Genomic DNA, 15,540 nt, shown 5'->3' with positions numbered 1-15,540 from the left:
TCAGTTGGCGAGCTTTGGCGGCACCACGGGCAAGGGCAAGGGGGCGACCGGCACTCCGTCTTCGATCAGCGCCTTGGCCTCGGCCAGGCTGGCCTGACCGTGGATCTGCGTCACGGGCGCCTCGCCCTCATGCATGGCGCGTGCCTTCTCGGCAAAGGCACCGCCGACCCAGGTGGAGGTCTCCAGCATCTTCGCCTGCGCCTGGGCGAGATGTTCGAGCGCGGCCTTCATCGCCTGCGGGCTGGGCAGACCGGGCTTGCTGTTGCCCTTGGCGGCGATCTGCGGCGCCATCACCGCCTTCTCGATGCTGCGGTCGCCGCATAGCGGGCACTCGACCAGCGCCTTGTCGCGCTGTTCGGCATAGGCGGTCGAGGAGGCGAACCAGGCCTCGAACACATGGCCGCCCGCACAGCGCAGATCGAAGACGATCATGCCACCACCACCGGCGGAATGGCACGGCGATGGCGAATGGCGGGCAGGCGTTCGCGGACCGACTCGACCTGCGCCGGATCGATCTCGGCAAAGCCCAGCCCCGCCGCCTCGCCCATGTCGAGCAGCACCTCGCCCCAGGGGCCGACGACCAGCGAATGGCCATAGGTGGCGCGACCGTCCTGGTGCTCGCCGGTCTGGGCGGCGGCGACCAGATGCACCCCCGCCTCGATCGCGCGGGCGCGGAGCAGCACATGCCAGTGCGCCGCGCCGGTCGGCCGGGTAAAGGCGGCGGGCACCGACAGGATCGTCGCCCCCGCCTCGGTCAGCGCGGCGAACAGCGCCGGGAAACGCAGGTCGTAACAGATGGCGAGGCCCAGACGACCGACCGGCGTATCGACCACCACGGCCTGCTCGCCCGGCGCATAGGATGCCGATTCGCGCCAGCTTTCGCCGCTGGGCAGATCGACGTCGAACAGGTGCATCTTGTCATAGCGGGCGCGGATGTCGCCATGGTCGTCGATGACATAGCCGCGATTGGCCAACCGCCCGTCCGCTTCCCGCACCGCCAGCGAGCCGAGATGGACCCACAGGCCATGCGCCGCCGCCGCCGCGCGCACGCGGGCAAGCACCGGATCTTCGCCTTCCGACACCAGATGCGCCGCCGCCCGCGTACGATCGCGGTCGATCAGCCCGGACATCTCCGGCGTGAACAGCATCGCCGCGCCCTTTGCCGCCGCCTCGGTGATGGCACGCTCCAGAACCCCGGCATTGGCGGCGGGATCGATCCCCGCCGTCATCTGCAACACCGCGATTCGGGTCATGCCGCCAGAAGCGGGTCGAGCCCTCCGCGCTTGTCCAGCGCCGCCAGATCGTCCGAGCCGCCGATATGCTGTCCGTCGATAAAGACCTGCGGCACGGTGGTACGACCGTTCGCGCGCTGGATCATCTCGGCACGCTGGGGGCCGCCCATGCTGATGTCATATTCCTGGGGCTCGACGCCCTTGGAGGCGAGCAGCGCCTTGGCCCGCGTGCAATAGGGGCAGAACGCCTTGGTGTAGATTTCGACCTTTGCCATGTCCTTCAGGTGTGTCGCGGGACGCCGCTTGTCAATCGCCCGCCCCTTCGATGACCCGCGCCCAGCACAGGATCGCCACCGATGCCGCCCCGGCCGCCAGCAACACCCGGACGCAGGCCCCGGCCGTCGCGCCGGTGGTATAGACATCGTCGACCAGCACGACATGCCGCCCCTTCACCGCCGCTGGGTCGGTGACGCGAAACGCCGCCGTCACCGCCGCGCGCCGCTGTTTGGGGGAGAGTCCGCGCAACAGCGGCGTCGTGCGTACCCGCTGGAGGACGTGCCGCGCCATCGGCACCCCGCTGCGACGCGACACGCCCTCGCCGATCAGCACCGCCTGGTTGAAGCCGCGCCGCCACAGGCGCCAACGGTGAAGCGGAACGGGGATCAGCAGGTCCGCCCCCGGCGGCATCCGCCGCGCCATTGGTCCCGCCATCGTCTCGGCCACACCGATCCGCCCGCCATGTTTCAGCCGGATCGGCAGCTCGCGCGCGATGGGGCCGTAAGCAACGGCCGCATACACCCCCGCATGACGCGGCGGATCCGCCAGACATGCCCCGCATCGCCCCGTCAGCCCGCCCAGCGGCATTCCGCAACCCGTACAACCCAGCGCGTCCAGGAACCGCAACTGCCCCCAACACGGCCCACAGAAACGATGATCCGCCTCCACCGGCTCGGCACAGCCCGGACAGCGCGGCGGCAAGGCCCAGTGCGCCAGGGCCAGCAGCGGGGCGACGAGCACGGCGCGGCCCCGCTCCATCGCAAATCCGGTCTGTTTCGATCCCGCCCCCATCGGCTGTGCCTTGTCCCCGATCGCGCGAGCGCGCACAAGCGCGCGGGTGAGCATGTCCACCATCTTCGACCGTCGCGCCCGCCGCCTGCGCCGCGACCGTGCCCAGCCCGATTTCGCCGAGCATGATTTCCTGCGCGCCGCGATGCTCGACGGGCTTGCCGAGCGGCTGGATGCCGTCACCCGGCCGTTCCACGACATATTGGACCTGGGCTGTTTCGACGGCGGCTTCCTACCCCCGCCGGGGGCGCGGGTGGCGCGGCTGGACCCCGGCTTCGCCTTTGCCCGCGCCGCGCGGGGCGTGCAGGGCGACGAGGACCGCCTGCCCTTCGCCGATCGCAGTTTCGACCTGGTGGTGAGTGCGGGCGTGCTCGACCAGATCGACGATCTGCCCGGCGCGCTGACGCTGATCCGCCGGGTACTGCGCCCCGATGGCCTGTTCCTGGGCGCGTTCGTCGGCGGCGGATCGCTGCCCCTCCTGCGCGCCGCGTTGCGCGTCGCCGAGGCCGAACGGCCGGTCGCGCGACTCCATCCGCAGGTCGATGTACGGTCGGCGGGCGACCTGTTGATGCGCGCGGGCTTTACCCTGCCGGTCGCGGATATCGAGACGCTGGCGGTGCGCTACCGCGATTTCGGGCGGCTGCTGGGCGATCTGCGCGGCATGGGGGCGAGCAACCTGCTGGCCGAGCGGCGTCCGATCGGGCGGGACGCGCTGGCGGCGGCGGCGGGGGCCTTTGCCGAGATGGCCGATCCCGATGGCCGCGTCGCCGAACAGTTCAACCTGGTCTTCCTGACCGGCTGGGCACCCGACCCGTCGCAGCCGGTGCCCGCCAAGCGCGGCAGCGCGACCGCGTCGCTGGCCGAGGCGCTGAAGCCCAAACCCGAGGCGGGCAAATGATCAGCCGATGATTGCGCCGCGATCCCCCGCCAGGATACGGCCCATCGCCTCGAACAGCTGATCCATCGCGACCGGCTTCACGATCACGTCGTCGGCCCCCGCGCTCAGGCAGCGTTCGCGCAGGTCGACGCCGCTGTCGGCGGTCACCACGATGATCGGCACCTCTGCCTTCTGGTCGCCCCGCGCGCGGATGTGGCGGATGGCGGTGATGCCGTCCATGCCCGGCATGCGCAGGTCGATCAGGATCATGTGATAGTGATCGCGGTCGATCATCTCCAGGCCAAGCTCGGCATTCTCCGCCTCCGCCATGCTCGCGCCCGCCACGTCCAGCATGTCGCGCACGACGCGGCGATTCATCCGGTCGTCCTCGATGAAAAGGACGTTCATCCCCGTCCCCTTCGCCCGTCCCGCCGGATCGCATATGTCATCGCGGTCATTATGGCGCCCTAACGATCATGCCGCTTGCGTTACAAGGGGTTGGGCGGCGGTTTGCGGTGAGGTGTTGAACATCTTCCGCATCAGCTCGGCCCCCGTGATCGGCTTGACGATGATTTCGATCAATCCCTCATCGAGGAACTCGTTCCCCTCCATCGGTTCCGTTTCCGGCCACAACAGGCGGACGGGCATCGGGCGGTCGCTGGCAGTCACGATCCGGGCCAGGGCGGCGATGACGCCCTCATCGCGGATCGCGCTGTCGTCGATCAGCATTTGCGTGACGCCGCCGTCACTCAGCCGACACGCGGCCTCCCCGGCGGTCGCGGCAAAGGCGACCTGCGCGTGCGGCGCGCACAATTGCGTCCACATGGCGCGGCGGATCGGATTGCGGTCGAGGATCAGGACCAGTGGACGCTCCGGCCGGGCCGCAGGCTCGACCTCGGTCAGCGGCACGGTCAGCAGGAAGCGCGAGCCCCGGCCCTGCTCGCTCTCCACCGTCACGTCGCCGCCCATGGCGCGCGCCAGCCGTCGACAGATCGCCAGCCCCAGCCCGGTACCGCCGAACTGGCGGGTGGTGCTGGCATCGGCCTGATGGAATGCCTCGAATATCTCCTCCAGCTTGTGCGGCGGGATGCCGATGCCCGAGTCGATGACGCTGATCGACACGCCGCCCGCGTCCCGGCGCGCGACCAGTCGGACCTGCCCGGCGCTGGTGAATTTCAGGGCATTGGACAAAAGGTTGAACACGATCTGCCGGATACGCGCCGGATCGCCCATCACCGTGGCGGGGCAATCGTCCAGATCGACCGCGAAGCCGATCGCCTTGGCCGCCGCCTGCCCCTCGAACAAACGGGAGGCGTCACGGATCGTGATCGCCAGGTCGAAGGGCGTGTGCTCCAGCGTCAGCTTGCCGCGCTCGATCTTGGCGACGTCGAGCAGATCGTCGACCAGCGCACGCATGGTCAGTCCGGCGCCGTGCATCACCTCCACCCGCTCGCGCTGTTCGCTGGCCAAGGCGGTATCGGCCAGCATGACCTGCGTCATGCCCAATATGCCGTTCAGGGGGGTGCGAATCTCGTGGCTGGTCGTCGCCAGGAACTCGGTCTTGACCGCCAGCGCCTTTTCCAGCTGGTCGTTGGTCACGGCCAGTTCGCCATGCGCGGCGCGGATGCGGTTGCGGCTGCGGCCCAGCGTCACCAGCCAGATGCCGAGCAGCGCCAAGACCACGATGATGCCCGCGACCGAGCCGATCAGGATGAACCGCTCGGTCCGCAACTGCGCCCGCTCGAACGCGATGTTCCGTTGGAGGTCCGCCGCCTTCATCCGCGCGATGCGCAGCTCCTGATTGGCGAAGTCGAAGCGCGCGCCCATCAGGGCGAGGTTGGTCGAGGTCGCGAGCCGTGTCGATTCGTCGTCGATCCGCTTCAGCGCCTGCAAATGGCGCAGTGCATCGGCGGTCCGCCCGACCGCCTGATAGATGCGATAGGCACTTTGATGCGCATCGCGCTGCGCCACCGGGGTTTCCGTGAGATCGACGCTTTCAAAGCTATGATCGATCAGCTGCGCCGCATCGGCCGCCCGCCCCCGCTGGAACGCGGCCTGAGCGGCAATCGCATCCAGGGCGCGTTGGTCGGACGGGTCGGCGCGCCGGGCACGGGCGATCGCCCCCTCCCCCGCCGCGACATGGCCCCGGCGCAATTCCGAGCGCGCCATGTTGCGCCAAACCTGTGCGAGCAATGTCGGGCTGTCCATCTTGCGAGCCAGGCTCGCCGCTTCGCGAAGCTGGTCCAGGGCATCGTCGATCCGCCCCAATTCGCTCAGCGTGACCGAGCGGTTGTTCAGGATGACCATGCGCAGCGCGTCGTCGCCGCGATAGATGGCACGCGCCTGCTCCAGATAGCGCAACGCCGAGACATAATCCTTGGCGTCGAGATAGAGATTGGCGATCTGGACCAGCGCCCGCGCCTGTCCGCGCATGTCGTTCAGATGCTGGAAGATGCGATAGGCGGCCTGATAGGTGCTCAGCGCGTCGGCGATCCGGCCGCCATCGGTGTCCAGCCCCCCGGCGGACAGCAGGAGATTGCCGTAAAGGTCGGATTGCGGCGCCCTTTGCCGGGCCGTGCGCAACGCACCGGCAATGGCGGCCTTTGCCGCCTCATGCTGCCCGAGGCGGCTGGCCCCCTCGCCACGCAGCCAGTCGGCCGTGGCGAGCGCCAGCGATCGCTGCCCCGGATCGCCGATGCCATGGGCCAGCAGGCGTGCCCGTTCGGCCTCCTGCATGGCACGCGCCGGATCGCGCAGCATCTCGGCCTTGGCCGTATCGACCGCCCGGTCGAAGGCGGGCTGAAAGGCGGTGGCATTGCTCTGGCCCCGGACCTCGGCCGCCGCCACCAGCAATCCGGCAATGACCAGCGCGATCCTAAGCGCGCGCACGGGTCACCAACCGGGCCAACGGCGTCGGCCGGGCCAGTTCCGTCACGGCCTGATGCGCCTGTTCGTTCAGGAAGTGGATCAGCGCCTCCAGCCCGATCGGGCGACTGATCAGGTAACCCTGGATCATGTCGCACCCCATGACGCTGAGCAGCGCCAGCGTCGCGGGCGTCTCCACCCCCTCGGCGACCACTTCCATCTCCAGCGCATGGGCCAGATCGATCGTCGAGCGCACGATCAGCGGGTCACGGTTGCTGCTGGTCAGTTGCGTGATGAACAGCTTGTCGATCTTCAGCTCGCACGCCGGAAGCTGCTTGAGATACGACAGCGAGGAAAGCCCCGCGCCGTAATCGTCGATGGCCACCGCGATGCCCATGTCGACAAAGGCCTGAAGATTGGCCATCGCGCTGTCGGGATCGCGAATGACCGAGGTCTCGGTGATCTCGAACCCGATGCATGCGCCGCTGTCGAGGACGAGCGCACAGGCCTCGCGCACGAAATGCGGGTCGCCCAGCAACATGCCCGAGATATTGATGAAGATTCGAAGCGGGTGGCCCGCCGCCGCCAGACGACGCTGGTCGGCGATGACGTGACGCAGGATCCACAGGGTCAGCGGGCCGATGATCCGCGATTCCTCGGCGACCGGGATGAACTCGACCGGGCTGATCAGGCCATAGCTGGGGTGCCGCCAGCGCAGCAGCGCCTCGACGCTTGCGACCCGCTGTTGGCGGACATGCACCTTGGGCTGATATTCAACGAACAGCGCGTCCCTGGCGATGGCGCCGGTCAATTCATGCGCCAGCGCGATGCGGTCGAGCCGTCCGGTGGGAACCGCCATTTCGCGCACGACCAATCGCCCCTCGACCTGCGCATCGGCCAGGGCCTGCTCCGCCTCTTCAAGCAGGCGGATATCGTCGTCATGCGGCACGGCGGCGACGGCAGCGCCCAGCACGGGTTCGATGCGACATTCGCCCTCCGGCAGCGCGAAGGGATGTCCCAGTACCTCGGAAAGCGTCACCAGATGCGAATCCAGCGTCTCGCGAGCCTCGGCGCGGACCATGACCTCGACCTGGGCGGGGGCCGTCGGTCGGGCAATCGCGTCGGGGATATATTGGGCGACCCGTTCGGCAACCGCCTCGACCAACGTGGCGCTCAGCGTGCGGCCCAGTTGGCGGCGCAGCAGGGTGAAGTTGCCGATGCCGATCAGCACCAGCGATTGCCACTGGGAATCGCCATGGGCGGCGGCGGGCACCGTGGTGGACGGAGACGCGTCAGGCGCGGCGGACGGAGGGCCGTTCTTCACGCCCGCGACACTAGGGTCGGGGATTAAACAAGGCGTTAACCCCGTTAGCCCCGCCAATCCAACTATTTGTCCGTTCGTCGCTTACCCATTGCGTAATGGTTAATGCCGAATTAACCATCTCACGGCACTCAAAAGGGTGCTTTCGAGGGAGAAAACCCATGCTGAAGTTCATTCTGGCGCTGATTCACGGCGAGACGATGCGTCCTTGGTAATCCAAGTTGAGTCATGGGGCGATCGCGGCGGAGTTAACGCCGTCGATCGCCTCATGATTTTTGACTAACCCAAGTGATGATCGCATCCGTTAACGGATCAGATCATCCGCCAGCCGCAGCATGAACGCGGCACCGCGCTCCATCTGTTGCACCTCGATATATTCGTCCGGTTGATGCGCTTGTGCGATCGAGCCCGGACCGCAGATCACGGTCGAGAAACCCGCCCCCTGAAACTGCCCGGCCTCCGCCGCATAGGGCACTGCCCGCGCCGGGCCGTTATCGCCCGCCCAGCGCCGCGCCAGTTGCTCCGCAAGACCATCCGCCTCGGGCGCGAAGGAGGGGGTGCGTGACCGTCGTTCGACCCGGACCCCGGCTTCTGGAAAGCGGATGCGCAGTTCCGCATCCGCCGCCTCGCACGCCGCAAAGAAGGGCGCCAGGATCGCCTCCGGCTCCTGCCCCGGCAGGGTGCGCAGGTCGAAGGCGAAGCGGCACTCGCGCGCCAGGATGTTGACCGCCGTACCGCCGTTCATCTGGCCGATGGTCAGCGTGGCGTGATGCGGGCAGAAGGGCCCATGCGGATCGCCCTCCCCCGCCAGCCGGTCGGCGAGGTCCGCCAGTTGCTGCATCAACCGCACCGCCACCATGTTGGCCGAGGCGCCGAGATGGATCAGGCTGGAATGCGCCTCATGCCCCGTGACCGTGACGTTCCAGGTCGCGATCCCCTTATGCCCGCTGACCACCACCATCTCGGTCGGCTCGCCCACCACCACGGCGGCGGGTGACGGCAGCTCGCGCGCGATCTCGGCGATCATCGACGGCGCGCCCAGGCATCCCACTTCCTCGTCATAGGAAATGGCCAGATGCAGCGGCCGCACCATGCCGCCCCGCGCGACATGCGGCGCCAGGGCCAGCGACAGTGCGAGAAACCCCTTCATGTCGCAGGTCCCCCGCCCCAACAGCCGGTCGCCGCGCCGGGTCAGCCGCCAGGGATCGCTGGTCCAGGGCTGGCCGTCGACCGGCACCACGTCGCTATGCCCCGACAGGACGACGCCGCCCGGCTCCATCGGGCCGACCGTGGCGTAGAGATTGGCCTTGCTGCCATCGGCGTTGAATACCCGCCGCCCGGTGACGCCGATTCCACCCAGATGCCGCTCGACATAGTCGATCAGCGCCAGGTTCGATTCGCGCGACGTGGTGTCGATCGCGATCAGGTCGGCCAAGATGGCGGTGGCTTGGGCGGAGAGCTGGTCCGGGGTCATGCTGACATCCTGCCGGATGTTTCATTTTGATGAAACCCTGATGGGGACGTCACCTTCCTCCCCTGCAAGGGGAGGTGGCAGGGCGAAGCCCTGACGGAGGGGTGTCATCCTCTCGATAGCAGGACACCCCTCCGACGCGCGATGCGCGCCACCTCCCCTTGCAGGGGAGGAATTTTCTACCTCAGAAATCCCGCGAGTAGCGCAGGCTCGCCGCCGATCCGCCGAACGAGCCGGTTTGGGTCAGCAGGCTGAGCGTACGGGTCAGCGCGATCTGTAACTGGGTGGCGGTGAAGCCGCGCGCATCGGTGACGATCTCCACATAGATATTGTCGGTGATGTATTTGCCCGCCGCCAGGCTGGTGCCCCGGCCGGTCGCCTCGTCGGCACCCAGCACGCGCAGCCGGTCGAACCCGGTCGCCGAGCGCAGCTTGCCCAGCGGGTTCAGCCCGCCGCCGCCCGACCCGCGCAGCGAATTGAGCGCGGCGGCCAGCTGGATCGCCTCGGTCGCGGACAGATTCTCGGGGTTGGTCCCGAACAGCAACCGGCTGAGCACTTCGTCCTGTGGCAGGGTCGGCGTCGAGGTGAAGCTGATCTGCGGACGCTGGCCGGTGCCGGTGACGTTGATGACCGCGGTGATGCCGTCCGTCGTCGTCGTCGCCTGGATGTTGATGTCCGGATCGGTCAGCGCGCCGCCACGGAAGCGGATCGTGCCGCGATTCACCTCGAACCGCTTGCCCGCAAAGCTGTAGGTGCCGCGTACCAGGTCGAGCCCGCCATTGATCGTCGGCGCCGCACTGGTGCCGCCAATACGCAGGTCCATCTCCCATTCGGACTCCAGCCCCATGCCGGAGACGAACAGCTGGTTGTCCGCCCGCACCCGCAGGTCGAGGCGGAACAGCCCCGGCGGCGCGGCGGGCGCGGGCCGGTCGGTCGGACGCGGGGTCCGAATCTCGCTGCGCCGGCGCACGCCGGTCAGCTCGGGCACCTCGGCCTGGCCCTGACGGATGATCTGATAGCGGGCGTTCGGCACGGTCAGGTCGCCCCGGATCAGGCCGCCGTCGCGGTTGTGAGTCAGGCGGATCGTGCCGCTGGTCGTCGCTGCCAACGCATCGCTGTCGGCCAGCCGCGCGTTGTTGAGCTGCGCGCGGATGTCGACGGGATAGCCGCTGTCCGCCGCAAGGCCGATCGAGCCCTGCGCCTGGATCGTCCCCTCGCCTGCCTTGGCCTGCAACCGGGTGATCTCCAGCCGGTCGTTGTTGAAGCGGCCCGCCAGCTGCATGTTGGTCAGGCGGGTGCCGTATGCCTCATTGTCATAGGTCAGGTTGTCGGCGCGGATCAGGCCGTTGAGCTGCGGCGACGACACGCGTCCGCCGAAATCGGCGGCGACCGCGATCGGGCCGCTCAATTGCTGGTTGGGAAGCGCCGCAAAGGAGAACAGCACCGCCGAGGGACCGTTGTAGCGGATGCCGCCCGACAAGGGCGCCTGCATCAGCCGGTTGACCCAGCCGCCATTGCCCGGCGGCAGCGGACGCAGGTTCGCGACCATACGGCCGACGACCGTCTGCCCACGCCGGATCAGCGCGCGCGCCTCACCGCCATCGGGGACCAGACGGCCTGCGAACACGATGTCCACCGACTCCGACACTGCGGCGAGACCGGTGCGCCGGAAATTGGCGACGGTCAGCCGCGCCTCGGCGGCGGGGAAGCTGGCGTCGCGTGCCTGCGCGAAGTCGAGCGCGCCGCTCGCCTCGCCCGAAATGCCGAGATTGGGGACGAAGGCGTCGAGGATCGACAGTTGCAGCTTGTCCAGCCGCGCCTGCACCTTCAGGCCATTGCCATAGGACCCCGCGACCAGCACCGACCCGCGCCCGAAGTCGATCCGGGTCGGCGTCACCTGCCACTCGCCCTTCACATTCTGGATGCGCGCGGGGCTGGCGGTGCGGAAATTGATGCCGTTGGCCTGCCCCTTGGCCGCGACCAGATAGTTGTTCGGCGCGAGCTGCGCATTCAGCGCGATATTGAACGGAATGCTCGACGATCCGGTCAGCACCGCCTGCGCGGTGCCGCGCCCGCCGGTATAATTGACCTTCGCCCGCGCCGACTGGATCACCACCTCGCCATAGCGGGTGTCGGCCAGTTGGGCGTCGGCGACGATCTGCGGCGCGCCCGGCAGCATGACCACGCTGGCGTTGACGATGGCGCGACCGATGGTGAAGTCGACCATGCCGGGCACACGGGCATTATAGGCCCGTGCAGCGATATCGGCCCGCTGGTTGCCGCCCTGATCGGACAGCTGGGCGCGGCCGTTGATCCCCTGGCCGGCAAATTGCAGCGTTCCCGCAAATGGCCCCGCCGCCGTCTGCACCAGCCGCCCGGTCGTGTTGATCCCGGCAAAGACCAGGCTGCGAATGTCGACCGCCAGCTGCCGCCCGGTGCTGACCAGCACATTGGCGGTGAAGGGACCGTAATTGGTGTCACCGCTGGCATTGACGGCATAGGCGCCGTTCTGCCCCACGACCCGCGCCTGGAGATTGGCGAGGCCGACCCCGACGCCCGGCCTGGCCGCGCGCAGCACAATCACCGGGTTGGTCTGCGATCCCGTCACCCGTGCGGTGATCGGGCCGTACTGGTTGGAATAGGCATCCGCCTCGACCGCCAGCGCGCCGTTGGCGGGATTGTAGCGCCCGCTGCCCCGCGTCACGCGGAATTGCGGCGCGGCCAGCCGCAGGCCGCTGAAGGTCACGATGCCTTGCGGGCTATACTCGACATCGGCGCGAACGATCGCATTGCCGCCCAGGAAGTTGCGCGCGCCCTCGTTGAAGATCTGCGAGGTGCGGGCGACCACCCGGCCCTTCATCCCGAAGCCGCCCGGCGTCGCCACCAGATTGGCGTCGGTCGTCAGGTTGATGATGCCGATGCTCTCGACCCGGTAATTGTTGACCCGGCCCTTCAGCGCGCCGGTGTAGCGACCGGTGTTCAGATTCGCGACGACCACCGCGGTCGCATCGATATTGTCCGACCGGATGCGCAGATTGTCCGACAGGATATTGGGCATGGCGATCGCGAAATCGCCCTGGATCGCGACATTGGTGGTCAACCCGCCGACAGCGGCGTTCAGCCCCGCGATCCGCTTCGCCCGCGCCTTGACCGGCACCAGGATGCGATCGGCATTCACCTTCGCCAGACCCTCGGCATAGAGATTCTGGACCGAGGTTTCGCCGAACCCGAGCGCGGCGGCGCGCAGCTTATAGTCGACCGTAGGCGTCGCGAACGCCCCGTTCAGCACCACGCGCGCCAGCACGTCGCGGCCCGTCAGATTGGGCGCGATGGCGCCGGGCGTCAGCAGCTTGGCATCGACCGCGAAATTGCCGAACTGGCTCTTGGCCAGATCGATCAGCCCGCCCGCATCGACCAGCAGCGCCGAGGAACGCAGCTTCATCCGCGTATCCGCCCGCCGCTCGTTCAGCGTGGTGTCGATCGCGACCTGGAGCACAGGCGCGGTCAGCCGCTCGACCGGGCCTTCGAGGTACAGGCCGGGACGGGTCACGCCCCGAACCTCGATATGGCCATCGCGCGCCGTGGCGTTCAGATTGGCGAGCTCGCCGCCACCCAGCGTCGCGATGGCACGCCCCTGCCAGGCTTTCCACCCGCCGCGTCCGTCGACGGTCACGGTCATCGGTGCCTTCAGCCCCGCCATCGACGCGACGACGCCGCCGGTCGGCGCGGTCAGCTTGACGTCCACCGCCAGCCGGTCGGCATCGGGCACCGCATCGAGGACCAGGCGGAGCCGGTCGCCGCCCGCGATACCGGGCCCGCGCAGCGCATCCGCGCTCGCCGTGACCTGCGCACGGCGGTCGGCGATATGCACCTTGCCGTCGATCGCCAGGATGTGACGCTGCCCCGTCACCGGCGCACCGATCACGAAGCGCTTGATGGCCAGACGGTTCACGTCGATGTCGAGATCGGGGAGCAGCGGCGCGTTGGGATCGCTGGGCGTCGGCTTCAGCTCGGGCCGCCTCGCCAGCGTGACGAGGTCCGCGGTCAGCGACCGGACATCGACATGGTTCTTGGTATAGGCAAAGGGCCGCCAGTCGACCGCGAGGCGCGGGCTCGACAGGAACACACCCTTGGGGTCGCTGACCCGTAGGTCGACCAGGTTCATCCGGCCATAGAGCGAGCCCTCGATCCGCCCGACCTTGATGTTCAGGCCCGAGGCGGTGGTATAGCCGCCCAGCTGGTCCGCAACGAAGCGGCGGCCCGGATCGGTGTTAATGCCCAGCAGGATCGCCCCGACCAGCAGGATCAGCCCCAGGATCGCGATGCCGATCCATTTGAGCACGCGCTGCCACAAGGGGCGACGGACGATGACCGTCTCGTTGACGGGTTCGGCGGCCATGGTCTGTTCGTCCGCCATCAGAAGGCCTGCCCGATCGAGATGTACAGGGCGACTTTGCCGTCACCCGGTCGCGGGTTCAGCGGCGTCGCCACGTCGACGCGCAGCGGCCCAAAATTGGTGTAGAAGCGCCCGCCGATGCCCGCGCCGAAGCGCAGGTCCTTGCCGGTCGGCAGCGTGCTTTCATAGCTGTTGCCCGCATCGATGAAGGGCACGATGCCGAAATTGCCGAAGCGATAGCGCGCCTCCAGCGCGAACTCGTTCAGGCTGCGTCCGCCGACCGGATTGCCCTGCGGATCGAGCGGCCCCAGCCGCTGGAAGCCGTAACCGCGCACCGACCCGCCGCCGCCGCCATAATAGCGCCGCGACGGGGCGAGGTCATCGCGGTCGATCCCGAAGATCGCGCCCGCTCGCGCCCGGCCCGCAAGGACGAGGCTGTCGTTGAAGGGATAATAGAAGGTCCCTTCGATCATGGTCCGCGCATAGGGCCGCACCGCCCCGCGCACCGAGGTTTCGGGGCTGAGGTTCAGTTTGAGGCGATAGCCGCGCGTCGGATTGAGCAGGTCGTTGGACTGGTCGAACACCACCTGTCCGGGGATCGCCGCGATACCGAAGGTCGCGCGCCGCCGGTCGCCCAGCGCGAAGTCGTAGACGCTTTCGTTGGTGCCGGTCAGTTCGCCGCCAAAGGCATAGGTGAATTTCTTCTGCCAGATCGGCGTCGAGTCATAGCTCCAGCGGAAGGCGACCGTGCCGATGAACGCGTCGAACGCGTCGTAATTCTGGTGGCTGGCCGAGGCGATGACCTGGAAGGTCCGGTCACGCCGCCCGGCATTGGAACGGCGGAAGGTGCCGCTCAAGCCCTGTTCCTGCGTACCCGCGATGACCGAGGCGATGATAGCCCCCTCGGGCGGGAAGGCGTTGCGGTTGGTGAAGCTGCCCTGCAACCGCACGCCCTGGCCGGTCGAATAGCCGCCCTCCCCCGACAGGGTACGGCTCGGCCCCTTGGTCTGCGTGACCTGAAGATCGATCTGCTCGGTACCGTCGGGATTCATCCGGCCGGTCCGCTTCGGCTCGACCGCGACGCCGTTGAACAGGCCGGTGGCGACCAGCGCGTTGCGCAGGTCGTCGGTCAGCCGCGAGTCGTACAGCTGCCCCTCGTCGAAGCGCGGGAAGACGTTCAGGTGATTCAGGTCGAAGACCGTATCGCCCACCGTCGTCAGCTTGCCGAAGGACGAACGCGGCCCGGTATCGACCGGCAGCGTATAGGCGCCGACCGGCTCCGGCCCCTGATCCTCCAGCAGGATGTCGCGCTGTCCCACCTTGACGAAGGGATAGCCGCGCTGGGGCAGGACCAGACTGACATTGGCCTCCGCCCCCTCGATCCGCGCCGCCTCGATCGCGTCGCCGACCTTCAACGGCAGGTTGGAGCGGATCAGGTCGGTCGGCACGGTCGGTTGCGCGTTCACCGTGATCGACGACAGGCGATAGAGCCGCCCCGGCGTCGCGGTCAGCACTACCTTCAGGCGCCCGGCCTCGCCGTCCTCCGCCCCTTCGCGCTGGAGCGTCGAGATAGCGGTGGCGTCGTAATAGCCCAGCGACTTCATCAGCCGGATCGCCAGCTGCTCGTCCTCGCGCGCCCGCGCCGACACCTGGGTCGCGTTCGCCGCCTTGCCCTTGCCCTCGCGCAGCGCCGACAGCCCCTTGAACTCGTCGTCCAGCTTCAGCTCCGCGAGCCCGCGCACCTCCATATCATAACGGATATCGGGCGCGCGCTGGCCCTTGGCATCGGCCATGGTGTCAAGTGGCGTCGTGTCGAAGCTGCTCAACGGGGTCAGCGGCTGGGCGAGCTGCGGGTCTTCGGGCGCGATGGCGCCGATCGTCTCGCCGGTCGCCAGCGGTTGGTTGGTCTGCGCGCTCGGCAGCGGCGGCGCGGTCTGCGGGGAAGGAATGGCCTGCGCTGGGAGCTGGTCCTTCGCCATGGACGATATGGGCTCCAGCGGTGCGTTGATATCGCCGCTCAGCGGCGGCAGCGCGGCGTTGAACTGCGCATCGGGGACGATCGGGGCATTGCCCTGCGGGTCTGCGGTGCCCTCGCGCTGGTCCTGCGGCAGGCTCGGTCCTTGCGCGGGGGCAGTGCCGGGTTTGGACAGCTGTGCCGATACCGGGGAGGAAAAAAGGGTGGGAGCGATCAGCGCGAACGCAAGCCAGGTGTGTCTGCCGATCCGTTCCGCCACGCCGTCAAAAGCCCCTTTCCGACAGGGCTCTTCCGCAATTCGGAACGATCCCCCACCGCACCATAACGCCGACAGAAGC

Annotated in this window: 11 protein-coding genes; 1 reads left to right on the top strand and 10 read right to left on the bottom strand. The window is 68.2% G+C overall.

Features of this window, described 5'->3' with window-relative positions; genetic code table 11:
- From GGQ89_RS02730 to GGQ89_RS02715, 4 genes are read right to left on the bottom strand one after another with little or no spacing between them, the layout of a single operon-like run.
- Positions 1-432: a DUF1178 family protein gene (locus tag GGQ89_RS02730; protein WP_184103839.1), complete on the bottom strand. Its 432-nt coding sequence runs from the start codon at positions 430-432 to the stop codon at positions 1-3.
- Positions 429-1,253, bottom strand: coding sequence for a carbon-nitrogen hydrolase family protein (locus GGQ89_RS02725; RefSeq protein ID WP_184103837.1), 825 nt, complete (start codon positions 1,251-1,253; stop codon positions 429-431). The genes GGQ89_RS02730 and GGQ89_RS02725 overlap by 4 nt, the downstream gene beginning before the upstream one ends.
- Positions 1,250-1,507 (bottom strand): glutaredoxin 3, encoded by a 258-nt coding sequence (gene grxC, locus GGQ89_RS02720; protein WP_042486177.1) that lies wholly within the window; start codon positions 1,505-1,507, stop codon positions 1,250-1,252. The genes GGQ89_RS02725 and grxC overlap by 4 nt, the downstream gene beginning before the upstream one ends.
- 31 nt (positions 1,508-1,538) lie before the next feature.
- On the bottom strand, positions 1,539-2,354 hold the full coding sequence (locus GGQ89_RS02715; protein ID WP_342354502.1) for a ComF family protein: 816 nt from the start codon (positions 2,352-2,354) through the stop codon (positions 1,539-1,541).
- Here GGQ89_RS02715 and GGQ89_RS02710 point away from each other — a divergent pair.
- The gene (locus tag GGQ89_RS02710) at positions 2,353-3,195 is read left to right on the top strand and encodes a class I SAM-dependent methyltransferase (RefSeq protein ID WP_184104047.1); all 843 of its coding nucleotides are present in this window, start codon (positions 2,353-2,355) and stop codon (positions 3,193-3,195) included. The two genes, GGQ89_RS02715 and GGQ89_RS02710, sit on opposite strands and share 2 nt — an antisense overlap.
- Here GGQ89_RS02710 and GGQ89_RS02705 read toward each other — a convergent pair whose 3' ends face one another.
- From GGQ89_RS02705 to GGQ89_RS02680, 6 genes are all read right to left on the bottom strand, one after another.
- Complete coding sequence (locus tag GGQ89_RS02705; RefSeq protein WP_056430281.1) at positions 3,196-3,582, bottom strand: response regulator; 387 nt, start codon at positions 3,580-3,582, stop codon at positions 3,196-3,198.
- Between the two features lie 66 nt (positions 3,583-3,648).
- A complete protein-coding gene (locus GGQ89_RS02700; RefSeq protein WP_184103835.1) occupies positions 3,649-6,063 on the bottom strand; it encodes an ATP-binding protein in 2,415 nt (804 codons plus the stop codon).
- Positions 6,050-7,363 carry an EAL domain-containing protein gene (locus tag GGQ89_RS02695; RefSeq protein WP_338112394.1) on the bottom strand — a complete coding sequence of 438 codons (1,314 nt, stop codon included), beginning with the start codon at positions 7,361-7,363 and terminating at the stop codon, positions 6,050-6,052. The genes GGQ89_RS02700 and GGQ89_RS02695 overlap by 14 nt, the downstream gene beginning before the upstream one ends.
- A 301-nt stretch (positions 7,364-7,664) precedes the next feature.
- The gene (argE, locus tag GGQ89_RS02690; RefSeq protein WP_184103833.1) at positions 7,665-8,834 is read right to left on the bottom strand and encodes an acetylornithine deacetylase; all 1,170 of its coding nucleotides are present in this window, start codon (positions 8,832-8,834) and stop codon (positions 7,665-7,667) included.
- 181 nt (positions 8,835-9,015) lie between these two features.
- A complete protein-coding gene (locus GGQ89_RS02685) occupies positions 9,016-13,248 on the bottom strand; it encodes a translocation/assembly module TamB domain-containing protein (RefSeq protein ID WP_184103831.1) in 4,233 nt (1,410 codons plus the stop codon).
- Entirely contained in the window at positions 13,248-15,461 is a 2,214-nt protein-coding gene (locus GGQ89_RS02680) for an autotransporter assembly complex protein TamA (protein ID WP_338112393.1), read from the bottom strand. The genes GGQ89_RS02685 and GGQ89_RS02680 overlap by 1 nt, the downstream gene beginning before the upstream one ends.
- Between the last annotated feature and the right edge of the window lie 79 nt (positions 15,462-15,540).

It is taken from the genome of Sphingomonas yabuuchiae (assembly GCF_014199595.1).
GTDB lineage: Bacteria > Pseudomonadota > Alphaproteobacteria > Sphingomonadales > Sphingomonadaceae > Sphingomonas > Sphingomonas yabuuchiae.
This window is presented reverse-complemented; position numbering and strand designations above follow the sequence as displayed.

What these genes read in the sequence shown, in the direction of transcription:
- GGQ89_RS02730 (WP_184103839.1), bottom strand. Translation starts at nt 432, where the DNA reads ATGATCGTCTTCGATCTGCGCTGTGCGGGCGGCCATGTGTTCGAGGCC.
- GGQ89_RS02725 (WP_184103837.1), bottom strand. Translation starts at nt 1,253, where the DNA reads ATGACCCGAATCGCGGTGTTGCAGATGACGGCGGGGATCGATCCCGCC.
- grxC (WP_042486177.1), bottom strand. Translation starts at nt 1,507, where the DNA reads ATGGCAAAGGTCGAAATCTACACCAAGGCGTTCTGCCCCTATTGCACG.
- GGQ89_RS02710 (WP_184104047.1), top strand. Translation starts at nt 2,353, where the DNA reads ATGTCCACCATCTTCGACCGTCGCGCCCGCCGCCTGCGCCGCGACCGT.
- GGQ89_RS02715 (WP_342354502.1), bottom strand. Translation starts at nt 2,354, where the DNA reads ATGCTCACCCGCGCGCTTGTGCGCGCTCGCGCGATCGGGGACAAGGCA.
- GGQ89_RS02705 (WP_056430281.1), bottom strand. Translation starts at nt 3,582, where the DNA reads ATGAACGTCCTTTTCATCGAGGACGACCGGATGAATCGCCGCGTCGTG.
- argE (WP_184103833.1), bottom strand. Translation starts at nt 8,834, where the DNA reads ATGACCCCGGACCAGCTCTCCGCCCAAGCCACCGCCATCTTGGCCGAC.
- GGQ89_RS02685 (WP_184103831.1), bottom strand. Translation starts at nt 13,248, where the DNA reads ATGGCGGACGAACAGACCATGGCCGCCGAACCCGTCAACGAGACGGTC.